Genomic DNA, 26,973 nt, shown 5'->3' with positions numbered 1-26,973 from the left:
CCACACATGGCACTCTCCAAGCGACAGCGCGCCAAGGCGTTCCGCGGGGCCCAGTACGCGCTGCTGGTCGTGGTCGCCGTCGTCCTCGCGCTGGTCGCCGACTGGGGCGAGATCCAGCGCAGCTTCTTCAACCTCGACATCGCCGCGTCGATGTTCCCCAGCGTCATCACGGTGGCGCTGAAGAACACGCTCGTCTACACGGCGCTCGGCTTCGCGTTCGGCCTGGCCCTCGGCCTCGTGCTGGCGCTGATGAAGCTGTCGCCGGTCCCGCCCTACCGGTGGATCGCCACCATCTACATCGAGTTCTTCCGCGGCGTCCCGGCCCTGCTGGTGTTCATCGCGCTGAGCTTCGGCGTGCCGCTCGCGTTCGGCCTCCAGTTCGACATCTACTCCACGGTCATGCTCGCGCTCGGCATCGTCGGCGCCGCGTACATGGCCGAGACGATCCGCGCGGGCATCCAGGCCGTGCCGAAGGGCCAGATCGAGGCGGCCCGCTCGCTGGGCATGTCCCAGGGCCGCACGCTCGCCACGGTCGTCATCCCGCAGGCGTTCCGGATCATCCTGCCGCCGCTGACCAACGAGCTGATCCTGCTCACCAAGGACTCGTCGCTGATCTACATCATCGGCCTGGCCCGCGAGCAGTACGAGCTGACCAAGTTCGGCCGCGAGACGCTCAGCCGGTCGCCGTCGCTGACCCCGATCCTGGTGGTCGGCCTGTGCTACCTGCTGATCACGCTGCCGCTGGGCTACCTGTCGCGGTACCTGGAGCGGCGCACGGGCGGCAAGAAGATCAGCACGCCGGAGTCGACCGGGTTGGGGGTGTCCTCGTGAGCGAGGCGGCAGTCGAGGCGGTCGCGGTGGACAGCGGTCCCGCGGTCGAGATCACCGGGCTGAAGAAGTCGTTCGGTTCGCTGGAGGTGCTCAAGGGCATCGACGCGCGGGTCGAGCGCGGCGACGTGGTGTGCGTCATCGGCCCGTCCGGTTCGGGCAAGTCCACGCTGCTGCGCTGCGTGAACCTGCTGGAGGAGCCGACGGCGGGGAAGATCGTCGTCAACGGCGTCGAGCTGACCGACCCGGACGTGGACATCGACGCCGCGCGCACCCGCATCGGCATGGTGTTCCAGGGCTTCAACCTGTTCTCGCACCTCAACGTGCTGAACAACCTGGTGGTCGCGCAGCGCAAGGTGCTCAAGCGGGACCAGAAGACGGCGCAGGAGGTCGCGCTGCGCAACCTGGAGCGCGTCGGGCTGAGCGAGAAGGTCAACGCGATGCCGGCCCAGCTGTCCGGTGGCCAGCAGCAGCGCGTGGCGATCGCGCGGGCGCTGTCGATGGACCCGGACGTGATGCTGTTCGACGAGCCGACCTCGGCGCTGGACCCCGAGCTGGTGGGCGACGTGCTGGGCGTGATGCGGCAGCTCGCCGACGAGGGCATGACGATGCTCGTGGTGACGCACGAGATGCAGTTCGCGCGCGAGGTGGCGGACCGGGTGCTGTTCATGGACGGCGGGTACGTCGTCGAGGAGGGCCCGGCCGAGCAGGTCATCGGGGCGCCGCAGCACGAGCGCACGCAGTCGTTCCTGGCGCGCGTGCTCGACCCGACGCACCAGGGACCTTCCGCGTAGTTCTCCGTTTCCTTGCGCGGGAGCGCCGGGAACCCGCATTGTCGATCACATGGCAGAGGTGGGGGCGCGGGGGCTGGACGTGTTCGACCCCAGCCCGCCGCGCTCCGCCCGCACGGCCGCGGCCGACGTGCTGCGCGGCGTCGGGGTCGGGGTCGGCGAGGCGGACGGGGCGTGGCGGTTACCGCGGCGGCGGGCGGGCGTGCCGCCGGTGGTGCGGGTGGCGGACCGGTTCGTGACCGGGGTGCTGGACCTGCGGGCGGTCGAGTTCCCGTACGTGCTGGAGTTCGTGCGCTGCCGGTTCGAGCAGCCGCCGGACCTGCGCCAGGGCAAGCTGGCCGGGATCGAGTTCGCGGGCTGCTGGCTGCCCGGGCTGCTGGGCCGCAACCTGTCCAGCGGCAACGAGATCTCCCTGGCCGGCAGCACCGTCGAGGGCCTGGTCGACCTGGTGGACGCCGACATCGCCGGCTCCCTGTCGTTGCAGGACGCCTCCCTCATCGCCCCCGGCAGCCCAGTTCCCGGCGGCCCAGCGCCGGGCAGCCCAGTTCCCGGCAGCCCAGCGTCGGGCGGCTCAGCCCACGGCGGCCCGACACAGGGCAGCTCGGCGTCGGGCAGCTCGGCGTCGGGCGGCCCAGCGCCGGGCGGCCTCGCCTTCCACGCCGACCGGCTCAAGCTCGCCGGCGGTCTGCTGGGCCAGCGCGCGCACGTCACCGGCGAGCTGCGGATGGCGAGCGCCCACGTCGGCGGCTACTGCAACTTCACCGGAGGATCGTTCAACAATCCTCTGGGTCACGCATTCAACGGCACCGGCCTGCACATCGGCGGGAATTTGTTGTTGAACAATTCTACGATCCTCGGCACGGTGCTGCTCGCCGGGGCGCGGGTCGACTCTGCGCTGACCATGCGCGGGGCGGCGGTGGCGGAGGGCCGGGCGGACGACGACGCGCTCGACCCGCACGCCGACCCGAACGCGACGCTGGTGTTCGACCGGCTCACCGTGGACGGCGACGTGCAGCTCGACCGCGGTTTCCGCAGCACCGGCACCGTGCGCATGGTCAACGCGGCGCTCGGCGGCACGCTGTCGCTGTCCGGCGGGGCGTTCGACGCGGGCGGCCCCGAGCTGGACGAGCCCACCGGCTACGGCCGCGCCCTGCACGGCAACGCCGAACCCACCGGCCACGGCCGCGCCCTGCACCTGGACGGCGCGCGGGTCGGCGGCGACGTCATCGGCCGCCAGGCCCGCGTGCGCGGGCAGCTGCGCATGGTCGACATCCAGGTCAAGGGCAGCCTCATCCTCGACGGTTCCGCGCTGGACAACCCGCGCGCCGACGCCGTGCTCGGCAACCGCTCCCACGTGGGCAGCAACCTCGCCGCCCGCGAGGTCGAGGTGACCGGCGGCCTGGAGCTGCGCGGCGTGCGCGTCGGCGCGAACCTCGACCTGCGCGGCAGCCGCATCACCAAACCGGGCCGCTACCGGCACCAGCCCGCCGGCAAGCCGTCGCTCGACGTGGGCGGCGCGGTGATCGGCCGCGACCTGATCTGCGCGCGCGGCGCCAAGGAGTTCGTCGCGCACGGCGGCGTGCGGGCGCGGCGGGCGCAGGTGGGGCGGATGGCGACGTTCGACGGGGCGGTGCTCGGCGACAAGCTGGACTCGCACCCGTTGAACCTGCTCGGGATGCAGGTCCAGGAGCTGACCCTGACCCCGATCACCGCGCCGCGCGGCGACGTGACGCTGCGGCAGGTGCGCTGCACGTCGCTCGACGACAACGAGAACTTCTGGGCCGCGACCGGCTGGATCGACCTGGAGGAGTTCCGCTACGACTCGCTGCGCCACCCGATCGACCTGCGCGACGACGAGGAGGTGGAGCGGCGGCTGCGCTGGCTGCGGCAGGCGATGCGGCGCACCTACCGGCCGGGGCCGTACGACCAGTTCGCCGAGATGCTGCGGGCGGGCGGCAACGACGAGCACGCGGCGGCGGTGCTGGTGGAGAAGCAGCGGCTGCGGTACCGGGCCGTCGCCGAGGGCCGCCGCCTGCTCGGCCCGCTGGTGCTGCTGTGGAGCTGGTTGCAGCGCTCGATGGTCGGCTACGGCTACCGGCCCGCGCGGGCCCTGGGCTGGCTGGTCGTGACGTGGCTGCTGGGCAGCCTGTGGTTCGCGGCCGGGCCGGAGCTGGCGGAGATCAACGAGCAGGACCACCTGCCGTGGAACCCGTGGCTGTTCACCATCGACCTGGTGGTGCCGATCGTCGACTTCGGCAACAAGAACCGCTGGCAGACGCCGGGCGCGTCGCAGTGGATCGCGTCGGGGCTGATCGTCGTGGGGTGGGTGCTGGCGACCACGGTGGCGGCGGGCCTGACCCGGATGCTCAAGCGCTGAGCGCCGTCCGGGACCGCGCCGGTCGTGACCTAACCTGATCGGGTGACGGACCTGGTGCTGGCACTGGACGTGGGCGGCACCAAGGTGGCCGGCGCGCTGGTGGAACGGGGTGGCGCGGTGCGCCGCGCGGTGCGGGCGGGGACACCGCTCGGGGACGCCGAGGAGACGTTCGGCGCGGTCGCGGCGGTGGTGGACGAGGTGCTGGCCGGCGAGGCGGTGGCGGCGGTCGGGGTCGCGTGCGCCGGGCCGGTGGACGCGGCGGCCGGGACGGTGAGCCCCATCAACGTGCCGGGGTGGCGCGGGTTCCCGCTGCGGGACCGGGTGGCCGGACTGGTGCCGGGGGTGCCGGTCGACCTGGCGGGCGACGGGGCGTGCATGGCGCTCGGCGAGCACTGGCTGGGCGCGGGCCGGGGCAGCGCGTTCATGGTGGGGCTGGTGGTCAGCACCGGCGTCGGCGGCGGGCTGGTGCTCGGCGGGCGGCCGTTCGGCGGGCGCACGGGCAACGCCGGGCACGTGGGGCACGTCGTGGTCGAGCCGGACGGGGAGCCGTGCACGTGCGGCGGGCGCGGGTGCGCGGAGACGGTGGCCGGCGGGCCGCGGATGGTGGCGTGGGCGCGGCAGCGCGGGTGGCAGGCGCCCGACGACGCGGACGCCGCGCTGCTCGCGGCGGCGGCGCAGGCCGGCGAGGAGCTGCCGCGGGCCGCGTTCGAGCGGGCCGGGCGGGCCGTCGGGATGGCGATCGCGGCCACGGCGGCCGTGGTGGACCTGGACCTGGCCGTGGTCGGCGGCGGTGTGGCGCAGGCGGGCGAGCTGCTGTTCGACCCGATCCGCCGCACCGTCGCCGACCACTGCGGACTGTCCTACCTGGACGGTCTGCGGGTCGAGCCCGCCCGGCTGGGTGGCCGGGCGGGGCTCGTGGGGGCCGCGGCCCTCGCGCTCGGGATCAGTGGACGGCGATCGCCTTGACGCGGGGGTTGTCCTCGTCGACGTGGTAGTCGTCGCCGCTGGTCTCGTCGGTGCCGCCGGACCAGCGGGCCTTGCGGGCGATCAGCGTCACGACCACCGCGACCAGCAGGTTCGCCACGACGGCGAGCGCGCCGACGTAGATCTGCACGGCGGACCCGGCGAACGGGTGCCAGCCGAACAGCGACAGGTTGCCCAGCGGCAGCGCGGAACCGGCGAAGTGCGCCTTGCCGATGGCCGGGTTGCCGATGCCGTAGAGCAGCCACATGCCCCAGCCCATGCCGACCACCCAGCCGGCGATCAGGCCGTACAGGTGGAACCAGCGGGTGTAGAGCGCGATGGCCACGGCGGGCAGCGTCTGGAGGATCATGACGCCGCCGATGAGCTGGAGGTCGATGGAGAACTGCGGGTCGACGAACACGATGAACGCGACCGCGCCGAACTTCACCACCAGCGACGCGAGCTTGGCCTGCTTGGCCTCCTGCGCGGGGGTGGCGCCCTTCTTCAGGTACTCCTTGTAGATGTTGCGGGTCCACAGGTTCGCCGCCGCGATCGACATGATCGCCGCGGGCACCAGGGCGCCGATGGCGATGGCCGCGTAGGCCACGCCCGCGAACCACGCCGGGAACTCCTGGCCGAACAGCACCGGGACGATGGTGTTCGTGTCCGGGCGGCCGGTCGCCTGGTTGGTGATCGGCTTGGCGCCCGCCGAGATGGCCACGAAGCCGAGCATCGCGAGCAGGCCGAGCAGCAGCGAGTACGCGGGCAGCGCCACCATGTTCCGCTTGATCACGTTGCGGCCGCGCGAGGCGAGGATGCCGGTCAGCGAGTGCGGGTACAGGAACAGCGCCAGCGCCGAGCCGAGCGCCAGCGTGGCGTACTGGAGCTGGTTGTTGGCGGTGAGCAGGACGCCGTCGGTCTTCGCGGGCGTCGCGTCGAACTTGGCCTGCGCGGTGTCGAAGATCGCGCCCCAGCCGCCGAACTTGCTCGGCAGGTAGATCACCGCGACCAGGATCACGATGTAGATCAGCGTGTCCTTGACGAACGCGATGAGCGCCGGTGCCCGCAGGCCCGACTGGTAGGTGTAGAGCGCGAGGATGACGAACGCGATGAACAGCGGCAGGTGGCCGAGGATGCCGGAGCCGTTGAGGCCCATCGTGCGCAGCACGGCCTCCAGGCCGACGAGCTGGAGCGCGATGTACGGCATCGTGGCGATGATGCCGGTGACGGCGATGATCAGCGCGAGCCAGTGCGAGCCGTAGCGCCCGCGCACGAAGTCGGCGGGCGTCACGTAGCCGTGCACGCGGGACACCGACCACATCCGCACCAGCGGCAGGAACACGATCGGGTACAGCACGACCGTGTAAGGCAGGGCGTAGAAGCCCAGCGCGCCCGCGCCGAACACCAGCGCCGGCACCGCGACGAACGTGTACGCGGTGTAGAGGTCACCGCCGACCAGGAACCAGGTGATCCAGGAGCCGAACTTCCGACCGCCCAGGCCCCACTCGTCGAGGTGTTCGAGGGTGTCGCCGGCCTTCCACTTCGCCGCGACGAAGCCCAGCACGGTCACCAGCAGGAACAGCAGGCTGAAGACGACCAACTCGGTCCACTGCACGGTTACTTGCCCCCCTCGTCCAGGTCGTCCACACCGAGCCGGTCGGGCTTGCCGGTGACGACGGGCTCGTCCTTCGTCTTCACGTAGACCAGGCCGACGCACAGCACGCCGACCGGGACCCAGGCGAACTGGTACCAGTAGAAGAACGGAAGCCCGAGCACCCTGGGCCCGTCGGTGTTGAACCACGACGTGACGAGCATGAACAACGGGATCAGCAGCAGCAGGTTCCAGTTGCTCCAGCGGAGGCTGGATTGTCGAGCTGACGGCATTGTGCGCCCTCCGTACGGCCCTGGTGGCGGGGTGTCGCGCGATGCTAGGCCGGGAGGACGAGCGTCGTCACCATGTCGAGCGCATTACCCCTCGGTGACGTAGCTGGATCGTGACCGAGGGGTGATCATTCGATGATGATCATCCCGCTCGGGTCACCCGCTTGGGCCACCTGCCCGGGCTACCCCGCCCGGGTCACTCGCCGCGGAGTCCCGCCACCAGGTGCTGCTCGGCGCGCTCGAAGTAGGTGAGGAGGGTGGCCTCGGCCTCCGGGACGTCGCGCTCCACGTCGAGCTGGGCGACGAGCATCTCGTGCAGCGGCAGGTAGTCGCGGTGGAACTCCTCCGGGTCGCCCATGATGTGGAAGGCGAGGCGGAGCTCGGCGAGCAGGCGCTTGATCTCGGCGTCGAGGCGGGCGCTGCCGGCGAGGGCGGTGACGGCCTGGTGGAACCTGATGTTCGCGGTGCCGACGCCGGTCCAGTCGCCCGCGAAGGCGTGCTTCTTGCCGAGGGCGACGGCGTCGCGGACCGCCTGCCTGGCCTCTTCCGGGGCCTTGGTCCACTGGCGGAGGGCGCCGCACTCGATGACCTTGCGGGCGGCGTAGAGGTCGACGATGTCGGCTTCGTCGGGACGGCGGACGAACACGCCCTTGCTGTACTCGTGGACGAGCAGCCGTTCGTGGGTGAGCAGGCGGAACGCCTCGCGCAGCGTGTTGCGGGAGACGCGGAGGGCGTCGCCGAGCGCCTTCTCGTTGAGCTGCTGGCCGGGCCTGATGTCGCCGTCGAGCACGCTGGAGCGCAATTTGTCCGCGACCCGCTCCGCGGTGCTGGAGCGGTCGATGTCCCCGCGGTCCTTGGCCAGTGCGCCCAGCCAGTCGTCTGCGTCGACGGTCGTCATGTTGAACAACCCTACTCCTCAACGAGTCAAATGAAGTATTGAAGGATCGTTCAACAATCCTATGATGAACTTTCGGCGGGAAGGGGCGGCCCGATGGACCTGAACTCGGACCTGAACTCGGACCTGGACTCGGACCTGGGCGAGGGCTTCGACCCCTGGCGGCCCGGCCGGGCGAATGCCTGACCGCCGACAGCCCGGCCGGATCGGGTGTTGGCCGCGGGCAGTGGTCTGGCTTGGGGGTGGCGGCTGGCCGCTGGTGGGCCGGTTCCGGGTGGGGCTTGATCGCCGCTGTTTCCGGGAGTTCCGCCCTGGAGGGCCGCGTCCTTGTCCGTGAAGGCCGGGGTCCGATGTACGGGTTCCGCGTTCGCCCCGACTCCGGAAGCATCGTCGCGTGATCAGACGACTCCGTGCAGTGATCCCACTGACCTTCGGGCTGGCGTTCGGGCTGACCCTCGCACCGGCTTTACCCGCCGTCGCACAGGCGCAGGCGCAGGCGCAGGCAGCGGCTGCTTGTTTCAACGAGAGCGCTCCCATCACCGTCGAGGAGGGGCGCCTGGTCGACCGGTTGACGCCCGAGGGCCCTCCGGTGGGGCCTGAACTGGTGCGGCTCGCGGGCTTCGAGGACGACGTCACCTCCTTCACCACCCGGCTGTGCGCGACCGGGACGCGGAGCCGGGCCCAGCAGCTCGCCTCCTCCGCGGGCACGGAGCTGTGGCGGGCCGCCGTCCGCCGGGCGCAGTCCGCGCAGGCGTGGGACTCCTACGACGACCGCCCGCTCTACTGGGCCCGCCTCCTGGGGACCCGCGCGCTCCGACAGTGGGCGCCCCGGTTCACGTTGTCCACGAGCGACCGGGCACGGCTGGTCCAGGCGTTCGACCTGGCCTCGCGCGGCGTGTCCGACGTCGCGTTCGGCGACGGCGCCAAGCGGGTCGCGGTGACCGGCTTCGACCCGTTCCAGCTGAGCGGCACCTCGGTGCGGCGCAGCAACCCGTCCGGCGCGGCCGCCCTGCGGCTCGACGGGAGGGTCGTCGACACCCCGCAGGGGCGCGTTGTTTTCCAGGCGGCGGTGTTGCCCGTGCTGTGGGGAACTTTTGACGAGGGGATTGTTGAACGATTCTACGATGGGGCGATGCGGGCGGGGGCGCAGAGCCTCGTCACGGTCAGCCAGGGTCGTCCCGGGCAGTTCGACGTGGAGCGGTGGGCCGGGCGGTGGCGCGGCGGGTTCTGGGACAACAACGACGTGTCGGCGGTCGGCCCGGCCCCGGACGCGGCGGGCCTGCCGCAACCCGCGGTCGAGTTCATCGAGACGACGCTGCCGCACGAGCGGATGACCGGCGCGGGCACGACCCCGTTCCCGGTGCTGTTCAACCGGTCGTTCTGCGAGTGGCCCGTCGGCACGTTCCCCGGCACCGGCACGCCCGACTGCCGCTCCGACGAACCGACCCCCGGCGCGGCGGCGGCCCAGGGCAGCGGCGGCGACTACCTGTCCAACGAGTCGATGTACCGGGCCAACCGGCTCCGCCTCGGCCTGGGCGCCACCACCGTCGCGGGCGGCCACCTGCACACCCCGGTCCTCGGCCAGCCCGTCGACCCGGCCGCGCTCACCGACGCGGCCTTCGAGCGCGACCGACGCGCCATCGCCGACCAGGTGGTCGCGCTGGTGTCGGTAACCTGATCGACGTGAGGCGCTGGCGGGCGGCGGTCGCGGCACTGGTCGCGCTGTCGCTCGCCGCCTGCACGGTCCACGTGGAGGGCGTGCCGGACGCCCAGGTGGTCCGCCCCTCGATCACGCCGACCCCCGACGAGCTGCCGAAACCCGGCCAGTGCACGAACACCGGCGTCGAGGTCGTGGACTGCGCGCAGCGGCACGACGCGGAGGTCACCGAGGTCGGGCAACTGCCCGAGCTGGGCTCGGCGTACCCGGCCGACCGCGACCTGCGCCGCGCCGTCCTGCCGCCCTGCCGCGCCGCCCTCGCCGCCTACCTGGGCAGCGCCGACCACGACGCCACCCGCCTCCAGGCGCACGCGTTCTGGCCGAGCCGCGACGGCTGGGCGCGCGGCGACCGGTGGCGCGCGTGCGCGGTGGTGGAGGTGGAGCCGGACGGGTCGCGGGCACAGCGCACGGGCAGCGCGAAGGACCTCCTGAAGGCCGCCGGGTTCAGCACGGTGCAGCTGTGCGCGGCGGCGTCGCCGGGCGTGGACCGGGACGCCGCGATCACGGGCTGCGACCAGCCGCACAAGGCCGAGGCGGTGCCCGGCGTGCTGTCCCTGGGCGCGCCCGGCGACCCCGCGCCCTCACCCGAGCAGGTGAACGCGAGGGCGGCGGAGCACTGCGCGCGGGCCGTCCGGAGCTACGTGGGCGCGGATCGCCCGGACGTGTTCGCCTCGTGGCGGGCGTTCGGCAGCCAGGCGTGGTCGGAGGGCTTCACGTCCGCGGTCTGCTACGCCGAGGCGACCCGCGCCTTCACCGGCCGCCTGTGGGGCCTGGGCGCGAACCCGCTGCCGGCCTGACGGCGGGCATCCGCCCTCACCGCGATTCGTCACGGGAGCCGTCACCAGCCGACCCACAGGCTGTGCACAGCTTCATCCACAACCTGTGGACAACTACCTCCGGCGGAACGCCAGGACGATCAGCAGGACCCCGGCGAAGATCGGCGCGCCGGTGCCGAACACGGCCCTGAGCACGGGCAAGAAGGTGACCTCGCCCAGTTCGTGCAGCACCGAGCCGGTTAGCGCGAGCACGCCGGCGGTGAGGGGCGCGGCTGGGGACAGCCTCCCCAGGCACACCAGACCCACCAGGAGGCCCCCGAGCCCCAGCGCCACCAGGCCGCGCGACCGCACCTCGTCGAACTGGTCGATCCCGTAGCCCCAGGCGAAGACCGCGACGAGCGCCGCGAAGGCACCGAGGACGACCCCGCCCACGTGCCACCACGCTGGTACCCGCTTCCGCGCCGGGCCAAACCGACCGTCAGCCGGGTGGTGGCGGACAGTCCCCCGGACGGGTCCCCTGTCGGGTTCCCGGGCGGGTCGAGGCTCCGGGTCGCGGGGGCCGTCGTAGTGCAGTCCACCGAGGAAGTCGTCCTGCTGGGTCACCCTTCCTTGGTACGCCCGGACGCGCCGGTAATCACGCTGGGCAACCAAAAAGAGACCCCGGTGGGCGCCGTTGGCCACCGGGGTCCCGTACCGGGCACCCCGTCCGGGGAGCCCACGCCAGGTGCTCAGCCGAGCCGCTGCTTCAGCGCCTCCAGCTCGTCGCGCAGCGAGGTCGGCACCTTCTCGCCGATCTTCGCGAACCACTCCTCGATCATCGGGATCTCGGCGCGCCACTCGTCGGCGTCGAACGCCAGCGACGCCTCGACGTCCTCGCGCGGCGCGTCCAGGCCGTCGAGGTCCAGCTCGGCGGCGGTCGGCACGTGGCCGATCGGGGTCTCCACGGCGGCGGCCCTGCCCTCCAGCCGCTCGACGGCCCACTTCAGCACGCGCGAGTTCTCGCCGAACCCGGGCCACAGGAAGCGCTTGTCCTCGCCGCGGCGGAACCAGTTGACGTAGAAGATCTTCGGCAGCTTGTCCGCGTCGGCCGACTTGCCGGTGTCGATCCAGTGCTGGAAGTAGTCACCGGCGTGGTAGCCGATGAACGGCAGCATCGCCATCGGGTCGCGGCGCACGACGCCGGTCTTGCCGACGGCCGCCGCGGTGGTCTCGCTGGACAGCGTCGCGCCCATGAACACGCCGTGCTGCCAGTCGCGCGACTCGGTGATCAGCGGGATCGTGGTGGCCCGGCGACCGCCGAAGAAGATCGCCGAGATCGGCACGCCCTTCGGGTCGTCCCACTCGGGCGCCTTGATGTCGCACTGGTCGATCGGCGTGCAGTAGCGGGAGTTCGGGTGCGACGACAGCTCCTCGCCGCCCGGCGTCCAGTCCTGCTTCTTCCACGAGGTCAGGTGGGCCGGGGGCTCGCCCATGCCCTCCCACCACACGTCGCCGTCGTCGGTCAGCGCGACGTTCGTGAACAGCGAGTTCCCCTTCTCGATGGTGCGCATCGCGTTGGGGTTGGTGTGGTAGTCGGTGCCGGGGGCGACGCCGAAGAAGCCGTTCTCCGGGTTGACCGCGTACAGCCGGCCGTCCTCGCCGAAGCGCATCCAGGCGATGTCGTCGCCCAGGGTCTCGACCTTCCAGCCCGGGATGGTCGGCTCCAGCATCGCCAGGTTGGTCTTGCCGCAGGCGCTGGGGAACGCCGCCGCGACGTAGTACGCCTTCCCCTCCGGCGAGGTGAGCTTGAGGATCAGCATGTGCTCGGCGAGCCAGCCCTCGTCGCGCGCCATCACCGAGGCGATGCGCAGCGAGTAGCACTTCTTGCCCAGCAGCGCGTTGCCGCCGTAGCCCGAGCCGAACGACCAGATCGTCCGCTCCTCGGGGAACTGGGTGATGTACTTGGTCTCGTTGCACGGCCAGGGGACGTCCTCCTGGCCCGGCTCCAGCGGCGCGCCGATCGAGTGCAGCGCCTTGACGAACTCGGCGTCGTCGCCAAATCGGTTCAGGGCCTTCGTGCCCATGCGGGTCATGATGTGCATGGAGACGACGACGTACTCGGAGTCGGTGATCTCCACGCCCAGCATCGGCTTCTCGGCGTCCAGCGGGCCCATGCAGAACGGGATGACGTACATCGTCCGACCGCGCATGCACCCGCGGTACAGCTCGGTCATCGTCGCCTTCATCTCGGCGGGGTCCATCCAGTTGTTCGTGGGACCGGCGTCGGCCGGGTCCGCGGAACAGATGAACGTGCGCTCCTCCACGCGGGCCACGTCGGTGGGGTCGCTCGCCGCCCAGAACGAGTTGGGCTTCTTCTTCAGCGGGACGAACGTGCCCGCGTCCACGAGCTTGGCGGTCAGGCGGTTCCACTCGTCCTGGGAACCGTCGGCCCAGACGACCTCGTCGGGGCAGGTCAGCTCGGCGACCTCGTGCACCCAGGCGAGCAGGTGCGGGTGGTCGGTGGGTGCCTGGTCGAGACCGGGAATGGTCACTGCCGTCATCTCGTCTCGTCTCCTAGCTGAGCGCCAGCCCACGGTGGACGCCGGTGTCCGGGTGGGACGTCCTCGGGAATGGCTCCGCCCGCCCGGTGGAGGGCGTGCCGATTAAGGGGATAGACGGAGGCTAGCCGGGTTAATCCCCGGTAACGCGCATCTGACCTGTCGGCTGCCTCACAAAACCGATCCTGGAATCGATTCAGCACCCGATCACTCTAAAACCGGGCTGTGACCCGCGCTTTAGTCCGCAGAATGCAAGAGCACCCGGGTGCGTCGATCACCACACGACCGGGTGACCAGCTCGTTACGTCGTGAGAGCGCTCTCATGTTCACGTACAAGAATTGCCGCGCCGATAAGTCCGAATTTCTCGAAGGATTCAGGAACGGGCCGGACAACTGTGCCCGCCGCGCTTTCCGTTGCGCCGCAAGGGAAGTACCGGCCGGGTCGGGCGCGCCGGGCGGGCGGTCACCGGTCCAGCCGCTTGTAGTACCGGACCTGCGGGAACGGGGTGGACCCCGCCTTCTCGCAGGTGGCGCGGGCGGCGGCGTGGCCCGGGTCGCCGCCGGTGCCGACGACCGCGAGGACCACCCCGGCGGCGCGCAGCCGTTCGGTGGCGTGGTCGGTCAGGGCGGTGCCGATGCCCCGGCGCTGGTGCTCCGGGTCCACGGCCGGCGTGTGGATCTCGCCGTCGGAGACGCGCACGCCGACGAACCCGACGGCGCGGAAGGAGGCGAACACGGGGCCCAGGCGCGGAGCGAGAACTCCACGACGGTGGGGACGTCGTCGGCCGTGAGCGGTCGGATCAGCACCGGCGCGCCACCCCGGTCAGTTCGGGCTGATCCACTGCCCGGTCACGGAGTCGATGCGCACGACGCCCGACACGGTGACCTTCCGCTCCACCGGCTCCGCGTCCGCCGCCCACACCTCGTCGCTGTCCGGCGCGTACTTGCCGTCCTCGCCGATGCGGCCGTGCTCGACCTGGGTCCACTCGTCCTCGCCGGTGTGCCGGGAGACGGTGACCTCGCCGTCCTGGGTGATCTCGGTGGCGATGTCGGCGTCGCCGTCGCCGTCGGCGTCGGTGAACAGCCAGGTGTCGCCCTGCTCGTCGCGCACGACCGCCGTGTCGGCCCGGCCGTCGCCGTCCGTGTCCTCGGTGGCGGGGCCGACCTCCTGCACGCCGCCGTCCTCGACGTCGACGGTCATCGACCTGCCGTCGTTGCTGTTGGTCCGCTGGTCGTGGTCGTCCGACGGGTCGACGGCGACCCAGTCGCCGGACCCCTCGTCGAACGTCGCCCGCGAGGTCAGCTCGCCGTCGGCGTCGAAGGTGCTCATGAGGTCGGCGTCGCCGTCGCCGTCGGTGTCGCTGAACGCGAGGTGACCGCCGTCGTCGGTCTCCACGACCGCGCTCTCCTCGACCCCGTCCTCGTCGAGGTCGTAGTTCGCCTCGGCGGTGTACTCCTCGTCGCCGACCGTGACCTTCAGCTCGCCGTCGGTCGCGCCTGTCTCGTCGATGTACACCGTTCCCACCCTCCCGCGTCCTGTACCGGTAGGACTCACGTTATGCCCGTTCGGTTCCGATGGGGTAGTTCTCCGCACATCGGCCGACCGGGTGGTCACGCGCGGTCGCGCACGGCCCTGATCCGGGTCAGCAGCTCGTCGACCTTGGCCCGCCCGGCGGTCAGCTCGGCCAGCCGCCTCGTCACGGCCTGGAGCGCCTTCGCCCGCTCGCCGGCCTCCATGCGCAGCGCCCGGTCGACCTCGCGCAGCTCCCCCTCGATCGCGTCGACCCGCTTGCCCAGCGCGTCGTCCAGCGCGAGCGACAGCTGCTGCTCGGCCTCGATCAGCTGCTCGGCCACCAGCTGGTCCATCGTGGACCGTGCGTCGGCGATGGCGTCGGACAACCACTGCTTGAGGTGCTGCTTGTCGGCCGAGTGCTTGCGGGTGCGGGCCATCCACCAGCCCGCGCCCAGCCCGAGCACGAGCGTCACCGGCAGCACGACCGGGTTCAGCGCGGCCACGCCGAGGCCCGCCAGCGGCAGGGCCGCCAACCGCCCCGCGCCGATGCCACCGGACACGCCCATGAACACCAGCAGCTTGTCCTCGGCGGTCGGCGCGCGCTTCTCCGGTGGCCGCAGCACCACCGGCGGGGTCGCGCCGCGCGCGAACTGGCCCCGGATCACGGCCAGCTCCTCCGGGGAGAACAGGTCGGCCAGGGCGGCGTCGGCGACGCGCGCCAACCGCGTGCCCAGGCCCGCGCTGATCCGCCCGGACAGCAGCTGCAACGCGGTGTCGACCTCCTGCGGCAGCGCGGCCAGCCGGTCGCGGTCGGCCGCGTCGATGGCCGTGCGGAACCACGTCTGGAGGTCGCGGACCTGCCTGCTGACCTCGTGCGCGCCCTCCACCCGGGCCCGCTGCACCTCGCCGCGCAGCCGCACCTGCCAGCTGCGCGTGGACGACCGGCGCTGCGAGTTCAGCTCGTCGCGGCGGTCGCGCAGCGACTCCGCCTCCTCCTCGCCGGACGACAGCGCGCGCTTGTCCGCCTCGTTGCGGGCGATCAGCTCGTCGAGCACGGTGGCGAGCGCGCGCAGGCCGTTCGCCTCGCCGAGCATCGCGGCCCGGCCGACCACCAGCTCCTGCAACGCCGCCTGGAGCTCGCCGACGCCGGACCGCTCGCGCAGCATCGCCGCCGCGTCCGGGTTGGGCGCCTGGGCGGCCATCTCGAACATCCGCGACGACACCGGGTGGAACACCGCGCCGCGGAACCGGGGCGCGTGCTCGGCGAGCAGCGCCTGGTCGGCCTCCAGCACCTGCCGCCAGCCGCGGAACCGGTCGACCTTGGTCAGCGCGAACACGACGGTCTCGACGCGTTCCCCGACCGAGCGCAGGAAGTCCAGCTCGCCGCGGGTGAAGGGGGCGGACGCGTCGACCACGAACAGCAGCGCGGTGGCGTTCGCGGCGGCCTCGGCGGCCAGCTCGCCGTGCGCCGAGTCGAGCCCGCCGACGCCGGGCGTGTCGACCACCGACAGGCGCTCCAGCAGCGGGATCGGCGCGTCGACCTCCACGTACCGGGGCGGCAGCATCCCCTCGGGCAGGTCGTGCGCGGCGGACACCCAGTTGACCACCTCGGACCGGTCGAACTCCACCGGCGACATCGACCCGGCGTAGCAGGCGCGCGCCGACCACTCCGCGCCGTGCCGGAACACCAGGTACGTCGCGGTCGCCACCTCGGCGTCGACCGGTGACAGGTTCGGCGTCGCCAGCAGGGCGTTGACCAGGGACGACTTGCCGCGGTTGGTCTCGCCGACGACGACCACCGACGCCGGGCCGCTGCGCCGGGTCTCGACGAACGACGCCGCCGCGGGGTCGAGCGACCGCACCAGGGCGGTCAGCTTCTCCCTGGTCTGCCGCACCACCTGCGGGAGGGTCGTCATCGCGCCGTGTAGACGGTGACGACCGGGGCGCGCAGCGTCCGCCCGCGGTCGGCGAACCCGACCACCTCGGTCTCGGCGACGACGCCGTCCAGCGACGCGTCCCGCGTCGGCACGGTGCCGCCCGCCTCGTGCCGCGACGGGTCGAACCGCTCGCCGTCCGGGCGCAGGGCCGTCACACCGATGCCCGCCAGGCCCTCTTCGAGCCGTTCCACGACGCCGGAGCTGCGGGCGCGGTCCAGGGCGTACAGGCAGAGCTGGACCAGCGCGCGCCGTTCCGCCAGCGCCTGGTCCAGCAGCTCACCGGCGATGAGGGTTTCCACAGCGTCATCGGACGCCGGCGCGCCCCCCGCCGTTCCGTTCTCGCCCGGTCCGGTTCCCCCTGGTCCGGTCATCGCCGCCCCCGCAGTTGTTGCCACATCAGGAAGTACGCCCGGTGCACCACGTGCGCCACCCGGCTCTGCGCGGGCGTGGCGCCGAACGAGGCGAAGGACCGCCACCAGCCGGCCCGCTCCAGCGCGTACGCGATCAGCTCCTGGTGGGGCCGCCCGCGCAGGCCGAGCTGCTCGGCCAGGTCCGGCGAGCTGCCGAACCGCAGCACCTCCTCCACCAGGTCGTTCGGCATCGCCACGGCGCCGGACGCGACGAGCGTCAACGCCTCCAGCAGCCGCAGCTGGTGCGCCTCCGGCTTGGCCAGCAGCACCTCGATGGCGTCGTGCACGCGCTGCCGCTCGCCCGGGTCGCCCGAGGCGGCGGCCAGGGCGGTGACGGACGCCAGCGCGGCGGCGGCCTTGATGCCGTCGGCGCGCGACCGGAACACCGCGTTGAGCTTCGCGCGCACGCCGTGCAGGCCGGACGCGTCGAGCAGCGTGCGGCGCAGCGCCCCGGCGGTGATGCCCGGTTCGGCGTCGAGGGCTTCGAGGGCCTTGCCGATGCCGTACAGGTCGAGCTTCTCCAGCAGCCGGGCGCGGGTGCCGGCCGGCACGTCGCACTCCCAGGTGGTGAACAGGTCGGCCGAGATCAGCATGGTCTCGCGGGTGGCGTCGTCCAGCTCGGCGAGCCTGCGCAGCGCGTCGGCGTCGGCGGAGGTGAAGCCGCCCGTCTCGGTGGACTCGGCGACCAGGCCGATCACCGGCAGCACGTCCGCGACGCGGGGCTTGAGGGTGAGCGCCTGGCGCTCGGCGAGCAGCACGGCCGCCTTCCACGTGTCGCCGTCCGCGCCCTCGACGGTCTCCGGGGCGATCGTGTCGGCCTTGTTCAGCACGGCGATGGCGTTCACCGGGCCCGCCTCGCGGCTCGCGGTGGCGGCGGTGAACGCGGCCAGCGCCTGCTGGTCGTCCTGCCGCACGCCCTGCGTGACGACGTACAGCACGGCCTCCGCGCCGGCCACGGCGTTGCGCGACACCGGGTCCAGCTCGCCGCTCAGCAGCGCCTCGGTGCGGGCCACCGACGCGGCGTCGAGCGACCCGAGGCCCGGCGTGTCGATCACGGTCAGGTCGCGCAGCACCGCGTTGGTCAGGTACGCCTCGACGTGCGACACGCGCTCGACGTCCACGCCCAGGTCGGGCGGGATGGAGCCGTCCGCCTGGAACGGCAGCACCTGCTTGCGGCCGTCGGTGAACACGACCTCGACGCGGTCCACCGTGCCGTACTGGAAGCGGGTCACCAGCCGCGTGCACTCGCCCACGTCCGTCGGGGCGACCCGGCGACCGATGAGGGCGTTGACCAGCGTCGACTTGCCCGACTTGATCCGGCCGGCGACGGCGACCTGCAACGGCGCGGACAGCCTGCGCAGCACCTCGCGGAACCCGGCGGCGGTGGCCGGGGAGACCTGCGGCGCCAGGCCGGCGCAGAGGTTCGCGACCGCCGCCGAGAGCGGGCCGGCGAGCTGCTGGGCCTGGGCTGTCACGCCGGAATCGTGCCACGTGCGGGTGACGCCCGGTTTGTGAACGCCTCTTTCAGGGTATTTCCGGCGGCAACGAGGGAGGTCACGTCATGGAACAGGGCTATGCGGTGTTCCTGCTGCTCGGCGTGGTGCTGGTGCTGATCGACGGCCAGTTGATCTACCGCAGCGGCAAGGGCTACATGAACCGCGCGTACGGCGATCCCGAGGCGGCCAGGTCGATGACCCGCCTCGCCACCGTTCTCTTCCACCTGGTCGTGCTCGGCCTGCTGGCGCTCGTGTCGATGATCTCGGTCGACACCGGCGACCCGGTCAAGGACGTCGTGGTCAAGCTGGGCGTCGTGCTGCTGGTGCTGGCACTGGTGCACGCGGTGACCATGGTCATCCTGGGCCGCATCCGCGACCGGCAGCTCCAGCAGCAGCTGGCCGACGAGATGGCCGAGGACCACCGGCAGTTCGAGCAGGCGCACCGGGTCCCGGCGCAGAACCGGGCCGAGCCGCTGGCGTACCCGACGACCACGTCGGCCGCCGCGTCCGCGCCGACCGCGACCCCGGTGGACCCGCCCGCGGCCGGTGCACCCGTCGCCGGGCCCGCGTCGGTCCCGACCGCCGGGCAGCAGGTCGACCCGACGCAGGTCAAGACGATCCGATAAGCGTTGACCGGGTGGTCCGGCAGGTGTTGCCGGACCACCCGGCGGTCGTGCCGGCGGTCGCCGGCTCCTCCGGGCGGGTGCTCATCCGCCTGGAGGATTAGGCGCGGTCAGCCCGTGGCGCGACGCGCCGGAGTTCGTCGGATACCTAACCTGGTCGCGTGGTGCGACGGCTGAGCCTGTGGATGCGAGCGCACCCGGCGTTCGGGGACTCCCTGATCGCCGGGTTGCTGTTCGTGTTCGAGCTGGCGTTCCTGTCGGTGAACGCCACCGCCGTGCCCGTCGCCACCTTCTTCTTCGTCGGCGTGCTGATGAGCGTGCCGATCGCCGTCCGCCGCCGGTACCCGCTGGGCAGCAGCTACGCGATCCTCGCGGGCGGCGTGCTGCAACTGCTCACGCACGGCGGCCTGGACGACGGCGGCATCCCGCTCCGGCTGGTCGACGTCGCGCTGGCCGTGGCCCTCTACACCGTGGTGGCCTACGCCGGCCGCCGGCAGGGCCTGCTGTACCTGGTCTGGCTGGCCGCCGGCACGCTCACCTGGGCGTTGTGGCGCATCGGGGCGAACGCCGAGAGCGCGTTCATGGTGTTCGTCATCGCGGTCCTGTTCGGGTTCAGCTGGGCGATGGGCGAGTTCGTCGGCGCGCGGCGGGCCTACCAGTCGGAGCTGGAGCAGCGGCTCAAGCTGCTGGAGACCGAGCGCGACCAGCAGGCGCGCATCGCGGTCGGCGCGGAGCGGTCGCGGATCGCGCGCGAGCTGCACGACGTGGTCGCGCACGCGGTGAGCGTGATGGTCGTGCAGGCCGACGGCGCGGGGTACGCGATCAGGACGGACCCGGAGCTGGCCGAGGCGGCGGTGCGGACCATCTCCGAGACCGGGCGGCAGGCGCTGACCGAGCTGCGGCGGCTGCTGGGGGTGCTGCGGTCGGAGGACCAGTCGAGCACGCAGTGGGTGCCCCAGCCGGGCGCGGGCGAGCTGAACGAGCTGGTCGAGAACCTGCGGGCGGCCGGGCTGCCGGTGCGGCTGGAGACCGCGGGCGACCTGGGCGCGCTGCCGGTCGGCCTGGGGCTCGGCGTCTACCGGATCGTGCAGGAGGCGCTGACCAACACGCTGAAGCACGCGGGCTCGGGCGCCTCGGCGACCGTCCGCGTCACCCAGGCAGGTGATCACGTGGACGTGGAGGTGGCCGACGACGGGTTCGGCACGCCCCACGACCTCGTCGCGGTGTCCGGCGGCAACGGGCTGATCGGCATGCGCGAACGCGCCGGCGTGCTCGGCGGCACGCTGGAGGCGGGCCCCAACCCCGGCGGCGGGTGGCGGGTCCGCGCGGTCCTCCCCCTCGTGCCGTCATAGGGTGGGAACGTGATCCGGGTGCTGCTCGTCGACGACCAGGAACTCATGCGCATGGGGTTCCGGATGGTGCTCGGCGCACAGGAGGACGTCGACGTGGTCGGCGAGGCGGGGGACGGGCTGGACGCCGTGCACCTCGCCGCGTCGCTGCGGCCGGACGTGGTGCTGATGGACGTCCGGATGCCCGTGCTCGACGGGGTGGAGGCGACCAAGCGGATCGCCGAGGCGGGCACGTCGAAGGTGCTCGTGATGACCACGTTCGACATGGACGAGTACGCGCTGTCGGCGCTGCGCAACGGGGCGTCCGGGTTCCTGCTGAAGGACACGCCGCCCAACGACCTCGTGTCGGCGCTGCGCGCGGTGGCCAGCGGCGACGCGGTGGTGTCGCCGTCCGTGACGAAGCGGCTGCTGGCGAGGTTCCTCGGGGACGGCGGCGGTGAGCTGCGGGACGCCTCGGTGCTGGAGGCGTTGACCGAGCGGGAGCGCGAGGTGCTGGTGCTCATCGCCAAGGGGCTGTCGAACACGGAGATCGCGCGGAAGCTGTTCCTGTCCGAGGCGACGGTGAAGACGCACGTGGGGCGCATCCTGGCCAAGCTGGAGCTGCGGGACCGGGTGCAGGCCGTGGTGCTGGCGTACGAGACGGGCCTGGTCCGGCCGGGCGACGTCTGACCGGTCCGGTCTCCCTGGCTTTTTCGGCCTTTCAGCCTCCCTGGCTTTTTCGGCTCGCCCCGCTGTCCCGTCACCCCTCGAACAGGGCGGGCGAGGTCCGTCGGCGGTCGACCACGAGGCGGAAGACGTCCGGCCGGCCGAAGCGGGTCGCGTGGTCCTCGGCCTGGCGCCGGCCCCGGGTGACCAGGGGGTCGATGTCGGCCACCACCAGCCGTTCGTCGCCGGCCACCGGTTCGACGACCCACCGGCCGTCCGGGCCGGCGATGGCGGAACCGCCGTCGTAGGGCGAGGTGCCGCCGGCGGCGAGGACGTCGTCCCGGAGCGGGAAGCCGGCGGGCACGTCGGTCCAGTCGAGCACCGCGCCGGCCGCGAGCGAGTGGACGCCGCCCTCGCGCGCGATGAACCGGGTGATGTCACCGGTCAGCCGGGTGGAGCCCGGCCACACCGAGACGTGCAGGTCGGGTGCTTGGGCGTAGAGGGAGTGCCGGGCCAGGGGCGACCAGTTCTCCCAGCAGCACAGCCCACCGACACGCAGACCTCCGGCGCGCAGACCTCCGGCGCGCAGACCGCCGGTGTCGTGGACGCGCAAGCCGTGACCGTCGCCGTCGGCCCACACGAGCCGTTCCTCGGGCGTAGGCACGAGCTTGCGGTGCACGCCGACCACGCCGTGCGCCGGGTCGATGGCGAGCAGGGTGCAGTGGACGGCGCGGTGGACGGGGTCGCGTTCGGCGATGCCCAGGTAGGTGAAGATGCCGTGGTCGCGGACCGCCTCGGTGATCAGGCGCACCTCGGGCCCGCCCACCTCGACGGCGGCCTCCTGGTAGGCGGCGTAGGCGAGCCGCTGGCGGGGATCGTCGAGGGGAACGCCCCCGGGCTGGGTGAGCCAGAACGGGTAACCGGGGAGGAAGGTCTCCGGGAACACGACAACCCCCACCCCGCCCGCCGCGGCCAGGTCGAGGAAGTCGACGACCTTGCGAACGCCCGCGGCCACGTCGAGCCACGGACACCGGACCTGGGCGGCAGCGACGCGGATCATGCCGCCACGCTAGCCGGCGAATTCCACGCGGCTTCGGCGAGTTCCACAGTCGCGGCAAGTTCCACGCGGTCGCGGCGAGTTCCACAGTCGCGGCGAGTTCCGCAGTCGCGGCGGGCGAGCTTTTGCCCCGCCCCTGCGATCGTTCCATCGAAGAATTGTTCAACAATCCATAGTCGACCAAGACGCCGACCACTAAGCCTGTAGGACAGGGCCGCCCCGAGCAGGTTAGGATTGTTGAACAATCCTACGCGGTTGCTTGAGGAGTCGTGCGGGCCGACCGCCCAGGCCGGGTCGACCAAGCCCGGGGGTCGGCCACGCCGGAAGAACGGGCGGGGTCAGCGGTACTTCGCGGCGTCCGCCGTTGTCGGGTCCACGCCGGCCTTGAAGACCTCCTCGTACCAGCGGCCCCAGTCCGGCTTCGAGCCGTCGAGGTCCGTGAAGCCGTACTCCCGCATCAGCGTCCACGACGCGAGCGCCCGACCGCTGAACCGGTGCCGGTCCGGGTCCGCCGCCAGCGCCGCCACGCCGCGCCCGACGTAGTGCGGCGTCTCGGACATCACGTAGTGCGGCTCCTTCGCGATGGCGTCGCGCCAGTTCTCCTCGGTCACGCCGAAGTGCTCCAGCATCTGCTCCGACCGCAGGAACCCCGGCGTCACGGCGACCGACGTGCCGCCGAACGCCTCCAGCTCCTTCGCCATCACGGTGCCGAACCGCCGGATCGCGACCTTGACCGAGTCGTACGCCAGCGACCCGGAGTAGAACTCGTCGTCCTCGCCGTCCGTGACCTCCACGAGCAGACCGCCCGGCCGCCTGATCAGCAGCGGCAGCAGGCGGTGCAGGGTGACCAGGTGCGCCTGCACGCTGTTCTGCCACAGGCGCAGCTGCTTCTCCAGGTCCTGCTCCCAGAAGACCATGAACTCGGTGTCCTGCTCACCGCCCCACACGTCGTCCACCAGGACGTCCAGCCGGCCGTCCCCCTCGGCCTCGACGCGCTCGCGGAACGCGTCCACGTCGGCGGGCACGGTGAAGTCGCACCGCACCGCGATGCCCCGGCCCCCCGCTGCGGTGACCAGCTCCGCCGTCTCGTCGATCGTCTCGTCGCGCCCGATCGGCGACTTCCGCTCCCGCGTCGTCCGCCCGCCGACGAACACCGTGGCGCCCGCCGCGCCCAGCTCCACGGCGATCGCCCGGCCCGCACCCCGGGTCGCCCCCGTGACCGCCGCGACCTTCCCCGTCAGATCAGCCATCTCTCCCCTTCCACGCGTCCAGCACCGCGTCCACGTCCTCCGCCAGCCGATCGACCAGCGCGCCGCGCGGCCGGATCGACCAGTCCATCGACACCCCGTAGACCAACGCCGTGAGCACCCGCGCCGCGCGTTCCGGGCCCGGCCCGCGCGGCAGGTCGACCCGGCGCACCAGTTCGAGCACGGTCCGCCCGGTCACCTCGTAGAGGTCGGCGAGCAGCGCCCGCAGCTCCGGGTCGACCAGGTCGACGCCGAGCTGCGCCAGGTGGTTCTGCGCCTCGGCCGGGTCACCCATGCCGGCCGGCCAGGTGAGCAGCGCCGCGCGCAGGCCGTCGAGCGGGGCCAGGCCCTCCGCCGCCGCGCGCATCCGGTCGGCGTTGCGCTCGCTCGTCTGCCTGGTCAGGGCCTGGAGCAACCCGGACTTCGAGCCGAACCGCTGCGCCACGGTGCCCACCGACACGCCCGCGCGCGCCGCCACGTCGGCGAGGGTGAACCCCGGCCCCTTGAGGCCGATGACCTCGCCCACAGCGGTGACGAGGCGCTCGTCGGTGATCGTCTTCGGTCGTGCCACGCGGTTATTGAACCATGGTTCATTAATTGGCGGCCAGTAGGGTGACCGCAGTGACCTGGAGACCGCGCCTCATCGCCCTCGACATCGACGGAACGATCACCCCCGTGGGCCGCGAGGAGGTCGCGCCGGCCGTGCGCGCGGCGATCCACCGGGCCGTCGACCGCGGCGCGCGGGTCGTGCTCTCCACCGGGCGCAGCCTGATCGGGACCAGGCCGATCGTCGACGACCTCGGCCTGCGCGGCACGACCGCGATCTGCTCCAACGGGGCGGTGTGGTGGGACACGACGTCCCGCGAGGTGGTGCGCAAGGTGGCGTTCGACCCCGGCCCGTCCGTGCTGCGGCTGCGGGAACTGCTGCCGGGCGCGGTGTTCGCGGTGGAGCTGACCGGTGTCGGCAACCTGTCGCTCGGCCGGTTCCCGGACGGCGACCTGTGGGGCGACGTGCGCGAGGTGCCCTTCGAGGAGCTGGTCGCCGAACCCACGTCGCGCCTGGTCGTGCGGTGGGTCGGTCGCACGCCCGAGGAGCTGGCGCTGCGGATGGTGGACGTCGAGCTGCCGGGCGTCACCGCCTCGCGCGACCACACCGAGCCGTGGCTCACCCTCACGCCGCCCGGCGTGACGAAGGGCGCGGCCCTGGAGGACCTGCGGCGCGAGCTGGGGGTGGCGGCCGGGGACACGCTGGCCATCGGCGACGGCGACAACGACGTGGAGATGCTCCGGTGGGCCGCGCACGGCGTGGCGATGGGCCAGGCCCCGGTCGCCGTGCGGGAGGTGGCGGACGCCGTCACGTCGACTGTCCTGGAGGACGGCGCCGCCGCCGTGCTGGACCGGTACTTCGCGGCCTGAGGTCACCGGCCGGGTCGCCGACCCGAACCACCGACGAGGTCGGCCCGGCCGCCCCGGTCAGGACGGCCGGGGCGGTCGGACAGGTCAGTCGGGTCAGTCGGGTCGGTTCAGTCCGGTCGGGCGGGTCGGTTCAGTCCGGTCGGGTCGGCTCAGTCGGCCACGTCGAGCTTCGCGACCACCCGGGGGTCGCGCACCAGCACCACGACCTCCTCGGCCACGCCGTCGCGGGCGGCGAAGGCGGCGGCCCGCTCGGGGCTCAGGTAGCGGGCGGCGATCCGGGCGGACCAGTAGCGGACCCGCTCGGGGTCGTCCACCACCTCGGCCCGGCCGGAGACGGTGGCGAAGGAGTGCGGCGGGCGTTCGTCGTCGAAGCAGACCGACACCCGGCCGTCGCGCGCGATCGACCGCCCCTTGATCGTCGCCGGGTGCGTGGTGAACACGAGCGCGTCACCGTCGAGGTCCACCCAGACGGGGGTCACGTGCGGTGAGCCGTCCTTGCGGACGACGGCGAGCTTGCCGGTGCGTGGCGGTGTCTCGGCGACGAACTCGCGCCACCAGCCCTCGGGCGCGTCGGTGTACCCCATGGGCGCACACGGTAGTGCCTCCCCTGAGAGGGAAGGGAGATCGACCTAGGGGACGACTCAGGGTGATCACGGATTAGTACAACCGAGGTAGCGGCAACGATAAGACTGAAGTCGCACCCACAAGTCAACTACAGACCGATGCGTCGAACCCCTCGGACCGGGCAAGGTCTTACCCGAACACGGGGGATGTGTCCGTCCAGGGGAGAAATCATGATCGAGGCTGTCGGCCTCACCAAGCGCTACGGGAAGACCGTGGCGGTGGACGACCTGTCGTTCACCGTCGCACCGGGGAAGGTCACCGGCTTCCTCGGCCCGAACGGCGCGGGCAAGTCCACCACCATGCGCATGATCCTCGGCCTCGACCGGCCGAGCGCGGGCAAGGTGCTGATCGGGGGCAAGCCGTACCAGCAGCTCGACCGCCCGCTGCGGGTGGTCGGCGCGCTGCTCGACGCGAAGTGGGTGCACCCGAACCGGTCGGCCAGGGCTCACCTCCAGTGGCTCGCCAAGTCCAACGGCCTGCCGGACCGCCGGGTGGACGAGGTGCTCGACCTGGTCGGCCTGACCAAGGTCGCCAAGCGCCGCGCCGGGTCGTTCTCGCTCGGCATGTCGCAGCGCCTCGGCATCGCGGGCGCCCTGCTGGGCGACCCGCAGGTGCTGCTGTTCGACGAGCCGGTGAACGGCCTCGACCCCGAGGGCATCCTCTGGATCAGGCAGTTCATGCAGGGCCTGGCCGCCGAGGGCCGCACCGTGCTGGTGTCGAGCCACCTGCTGTCGGAGATGGCGGTCACCGCGCAGGACCTGGTGGTCATCGGGCGCGGCAAGCTGATCTCGCAGTCGACCACGACGGAGTTCGTCGAGCAGGCGACCGAGAACACCGTCCGGGTGCGCAGCCCGCACGCCGACAAGCTCGGCGCGATGCTCGTCGACAAGGGCTTCACGGTCCGCGAGGACGTCGACGCGTCGCTCACCGTGTCGGGCGCGACCAGCGACCAGATCGGGGACGTCGCCGCGGCCGCCGGGGTGGTCCTGCACGAGCTGAGCCCCCAGCGCGGCTCGCTCGAACAGGCGTTCATGCAGCTCACCGGCGACTCCGTCGAGTACCACGCCGAGATCGCCCAGGGGAAGTGACACCACGATGACTCTGCTCGCCGTCGAACGGATCAAGCTGTTCTCCACCCGCTCGCCGTGGTGGTGCATGTTGCTCGCCCTGGGGCTGACCGTCGGCCTCACCGCGTTGATCTCCGCGAACTGGACCGGCCCGCTGCCGGTGATCGGCGCGGTGTTCACGCACACGTTCGGCCTGTACGTGATCATGGTGATGGCCGCGCTGGCGGTCACCACCGAGTACCGCTTCGGCACCATCAAGTCGACGTTCCAGGCCGTGCCGGACCGCATCTCACCGATGATCGCCAAGGCGGTCGTCGTGATGCTGCTCGCCGCCCTGGTCGGCGAGGCCGCCGCGTTCGGCTCGTGGGGCCTGGGCTGGCTGCTCGCCGACGACACCTCGCAGCTCGCGCTGTCGTCGTCCAACGACTGGCGGCACGTCGCCGGCGTCGGCCTCGTCTACGCGGCGGGCGCGCTGCTCGCCCTCGGCGTCGGCGCGCTGGTGCGGCAGACCGCGGGCGCCGTGTCGATCATCCTGGTGTTCGCGCTGGTCATCGAGAGCGTGGTCGGGTTCATCCCGAACATCGGCGACGACATCCAGAAGTGGATGCCGTTCACCGTGGCCAGCAAGTTCATCTTCGGCGACCCGGACGCGAGCGCCATCCCGGAGGGGGCCGGGCCGCCCGCCATCGGCGAGCTGAGCCCGTGGGGGTCGTTCGCCTACTTCGCCGGCATCGCGCTCGTCGTCTACGTCATCTCGCTGGTGGTCGTGAAGCGGCGGGACGCGTAAGGGGGAAACCGGGCGGCACGGTCTTCGGGGGTCGTGC

At 72.3% G+C, this 26,973-nt stretch carries 26 protein-coding genes; 12 read left to right on the top strand and 14 right to left on the bottom strand.

Going from position 1 to position 26,973, the window contains the following annotated elements:
• Positions 1 to 6 precede the first annotated feature (6 nt).
• Genes ACR807_RS30375 through ACR807_RS30360 form a run of 4 tightly spaced genes read left to right on the top strand, consistent with a single transcriptional unit; the run spans position 7 to position 4,962 of the window.
• Complete coding sequence (locus ACR807_RS30375) at positions 7 to 831, top strand: amino acid ABC transporter permease (protein ID WP_438924886.1); 825 nt, start codon at positions 7 to 9, stop codon at positions 829 to 831.
• Positions 828 to 1,622, top strand: coding sequence for an amino acid ABC transporter ATP-binding protein (locus ACR807_RS30370; RefSeq protein WP_438924884.1), 795 nt, complete (start codon positions 828 to 830; stop codon positions 1,620 to 1,622). The genes ACR807_RS30375 and ACR807_RS30370 overlap by 4 nt, the downstream gene beginning before the upstream one ends.
• Before the next feature lie 49 nt (positions 1,623 to 1,671).
• On the top strand, positions 1,672 to 3,996 hold the full coding sequence (locus ACR807_RS30365; RefSeq protein WP_438924883.1) for a hypothetical protein: 2,325 nt from the start codon (positions 1,672 to 1,674) through the stop codon (positions 3,994 to 3,996).
• A gap of 42 nt (positions 3,997 to 4,038) precedes the next feature.
• A complete protein-coding gene (locus ACR807_RS30360) occupies positions 4,039 to 4,962 on the top strand; it encodes an ROK family protein (protein ID WP_438924882.1) in 924 nt (307 codons plus the stop codon).
• Here ACR807_RS30360 and mctP read toward each other — a convergent pair.
• From mctP to ACR807_RS30345, 3 genes are all read right to left on the bottom strand, one after another.
• Positions 4,940 to 6,574, bottom strand: a complete 1,635-nt coding sequence (gene mctP / locus ACR807_RS30355) for a monocarboxylate uptake permease MctP (protein ID WP_438924881.1) — start codon at positions 6,572 to 6,574, stop codon at positions 4,940 to 4,942. The genes ACR807_RS30360 and mctP overlap by 23 nt on opposite strands.
• A gap of 2 nt (positions 6,575 to 6,576) precedes the next feature.
• Positions 6,577 to 6,843, bottom strand: coding sequence for a DUF3311 domain-containing protein (locus ACR807_RS30350; RefSeq protein ID WP_438924880.1), 267 nt, complete (start codon positions 6,841 to 6,843; stop codon positions 6,577 to 6,579).
• A gap of 193 nt (positions 6,844 to 7,036) precedes the next feature.
• On the bottom strand, positions 7,037 to 7,738 hold the full coding sequence (locus ACR807_RS30345; RefSeq protein WP_438924879.1) for a GntR family transcriptional regulator: 702 nt from the start codon (positions 7,736 to 7,738) through the stop codon (positions 7,037 to 7,039).
• Positions 7,739 to 8,150: 412 nt separating this feature from the next.
• Here ACR807_RS30345 and ACR807_RS30340 point away from each other — a divergent pair, with 412 nt between their 5' ends.
• Both ACR807_RS30340 and ACR807_RS30335 read left to right on the top strand, forming a co-directional pair.
• A complete protein-coding gene (locus ACR807_RS30340; protein ID WP_438924878.1) occupies positions 8,151 to 9,413 on the top strand; it encodes a PA0049 family protein in 1,263 nt (420 codons plus the stop codon).
• A gap of 5 nt (positions 9,414 to 9,418) precedes the next feature.
• Positions 9,419 to 10,249, top strand: a complete 831-nt coding sequence (locus tag ACR807_RS30335; RefSeq protein WP_438924877.1) for a septum formation family protein — start codon at positions 9,419 to 9,421, stop codon at positions 10,247 to 10,249.
• Positions 10,250 to 10,342: 93 nt separating this feature from the next.
• Here the strand turns inward: ACR807_RS30335 and ACR807_RS30330 are convergent, their stop codons facing one another.
• From ACR807_RS30330 to ACR807_RS30300, 7 genes are all read right to left on the bottom strand, one after another.
• Positions 10,343 to 10,660: a hypothetical protein gene (locus ACR807_RS30330; protein ID WP_438924876.1), complete on the bottom strand. Its 318-nt coding sequence runs from the start codon at positions 10,658 to 10,660 to the stop codon at positions 10,343 to 10,345.
• Between the two features lie 296 nt (positions 10,661 to 10,956).
• Complete coding sequence (locus ACR807_RS30325; RefSeq protein WP_438924875.1) at positions 10,957 to 12,768, bottom strand: phosphoenolpyruvate carboxykinase (GTP); 1,812 nt, start codon at positions 12,766 to 12,768, stop codon at positions 10,957 to 10,959.
• A gap of 460 nt (positions 12,769 to 13,228) precedes the next feature.
• Positions 13,229 to 13,501, bottom strand: coding sequence for a GNAT family N-acetyltransferase (locus tag ACR807_RS30320; RefSeq protein WP_438924874.1), 273 nt, complete (start codon positions 13,499 to 13,501; stop codon positions 13,229 to 13,231).
• A gap of 87 nt (positions 13,502 to 13,588) precedes the next feature.
• Positions 13,589 to 14,281, bottom strand: a complete 693-nt coding sequence (locus ACR807_RS30315; RefSeq protein WP_438924873.1) for a DUF6802 family protein — start codon at positions 14,279 to 14,281, stop codon at positions 13,589 to 13,591.
• A gap of 95 nt (positions 14,282 to 14,376) precedes the next feature.
• Positions 14,377 to 16,194 (bottom strand): dynamin family protein, encoded by a 1,818-nt coding sequence (locus ACR807_RS30310; protein ID WP_438924872.1) that lies wholly within the window; start codon positions 16,192 to 16,194, stop codon positions 14,377 to 14,379.
• On the bottom strand, positions 16,191 to 16,610 hold the full coding sequence (gene grpE, locus ACR807_RS30305) for a nucleotide exchange factor GrpE (protein ID WP_438924871.1): 420 nt from the start codon (positions 16,608 to 16,610) through the stop codon (positions 16,191 to 16,193). The genes ACR807_RS30310 and grpE overlap by 4 nt, the downstream gene beginning before the upstream one ends.
• A complete protein-coding gene (locus ACR807_RS30300) occupies positions 16,583 to 18,100 on the bottom strand; it encodes a dynamin family protein (protein WP_438924870.1) in 1,518 nt (505 codons plus the stop codon). The genes grpE and ACR807_RS30300 overlap by 28 nt, the downstream gene beginning before the upstream one ends.
• A gap of 86 nt (positions 18,101 to 18,186) precedes the next feature.
• Between ACR807_RS30300 and ACR807_RS30295 the strand changes: the two genes are divergently transcribed.
• From ACR807_RS30295 to ACR807_RS30285, 3 genes are all read left to right on the top strand, one after another.
• Entirely contained in the window at positions 18,187 to 18,747 is a 561-nt protein-coding gene (locus ACR807_RS30295) for a hypothetical protein (protein WP_438924869.1), read from the top strand.
• A 182-nt stretch (positions 18,748 to 18,929) separates the two neighbouring features.
• Positions 18,930 to 20,096 (top strand): sensor histidine kinase, encoded by a 1,167-nt coding sequence (locus ACR807_RS30290; RefSeq protein WP_438924885.1) that lies wholly within the window; start codon positions 18,930 to 18,932, stop codon positions 20,094 to 20,096.
• Positions 20,097 to 20,105: 9 nt separating this feature from the next.
• Positions 20,106 to 20,762 carry a response regulator gene (locus ACR807_RS30285; RefSeq protein ID WP_438924868.1) on the top strand — a complete coding sequence of 219 codons (657 nt, stop codon included), beginning with the start codon at positions 20,106 to 20,108 and terminating at the stop codon, positions 20,760 to 20,762.
• A 70-nt stretch (positions 20,763 to 20,832) separates the two neighbouring features.
• Here ACR807_RS30285 and ACR807_RS30280 read toward each other — a convergent pair whose 3' ends face one another.
• The 3 genes from ACR807_RS30280 to ACR807_RS30270 form a co-directional block, all read right to left on the bottom strand.
• Entirely contained in the window at positions 20,833 to 21,798 is a 966-nt protein-coding gene (locus ACR807_RS30280; protein ID WP_438924867.1) for a nitrilase-related carbon-nitrogen hydrolase, read from the bottom strand.
• 335 nt (positions 21,799 to 22,133) lie between these two features.
• Positions 22,134 to 23,045, bottom strand: a complete 912-nt coding sequence (locus ACR807_RS30275) for an SDR family oxidoreductase (protein WP_438924866.1) — start codon at positions 23,043 to 23,045, stop codon at positions 22,134 to 22,136.
• Positions 23,038 to 23,613: a TetR/AcrR family transcriptional regulator gene (locus ACR807_RS30270; protein WP_438924865.1), complete on the bottom strand. Its 576-nt coding sequence runs from the start codon at positions 23,611 to 23,613 to the stop codon at positions 23,038 to 23,040. Before ACR807_RS30270 ends, ACR807_RS30275 begins: the two co-directional genes overlap by 8 nt.
• Positions 23,614 to 23,663: 50 nt before the next feature.
• On the opposite strand from ACR807_RS30270, the gene ACR807_RS30265 reads away from it, so the two are divergent.
• A complete protein-coding gene (locus tag ACR807_RS30265) occupies positions 23,664 to 24,458 on the top strand; it encodes an HAD family hydrolase (RefSeq protein ID WP_438924864.1) in 795 nt (264 codons plus the stop codon).
• A gap of 149 nt (positions 24,459 to 24,607) precedes the next feature.
• Here ACR807_RS30265 and ACR807_RS30260 read toward each other — a convergent pair whose 3' ends face one another.
• Positions 24,608 to 25,042 carry a PPOX class F420-dependent oxidoreductase gene (locus tag ACR807_RS30260; protein WP_438924863.1) on the bottom strand — a complete coding sequence of 145 codons (435 nt, stop codon included), beginning with the start codon at positions 25,040 to 25,042 and terminating at the stop codon, positions 24,608 to 24,610.
• A 210-nt stretch (positions 25,043 to 25,252) separates the two neighbouring features.
• Here ACR807_RS30260 and ACR807_RS30255 point away from each other — a divergent pair, with 210 nt between their 5' ends.
• Positions 25,253 to 26,170 carry an ABC transporter ATP-binding protein gene (locus tag ACR807_RS30255; RefSeq protein ID WP_438924862.1) on the top strand — a complete coding sequence of 306 codons (918 nt, stop codon included), beginning with the start codon at positions 25,253 to 25,255 and terminating at the stop codon, positions 26,168 to 26,170.
• A gap of 7 nt (positions 26,171 to 26,177) precedes the next feature.
• Positions 26,178 to 26,936, top strand: a complete 759-nt coding sequence (locus ACR807_RS30250; protein WP_438924861.1) for a hypothetical protein — start codon at positions 26,178 to 26,180, stop codon at positions 26,934 to 26,936.
• Positions 26,937 to 26,973: the final 37 nt, after the last annotated feature.

Origin of the sequence: Saccharothrix sabaoui (assembly GCF_051756985.1) — a bacterium.
Classification (GTDB): domain Bacteria; phylum Actinomycetota; class Actinomycetes; order Mycobacteriales; family Pseudonocardiaceae; genus Actinosynnema.
This window is presented reverse-complemented; position numbering and strand designations above follow the sequence as displayed.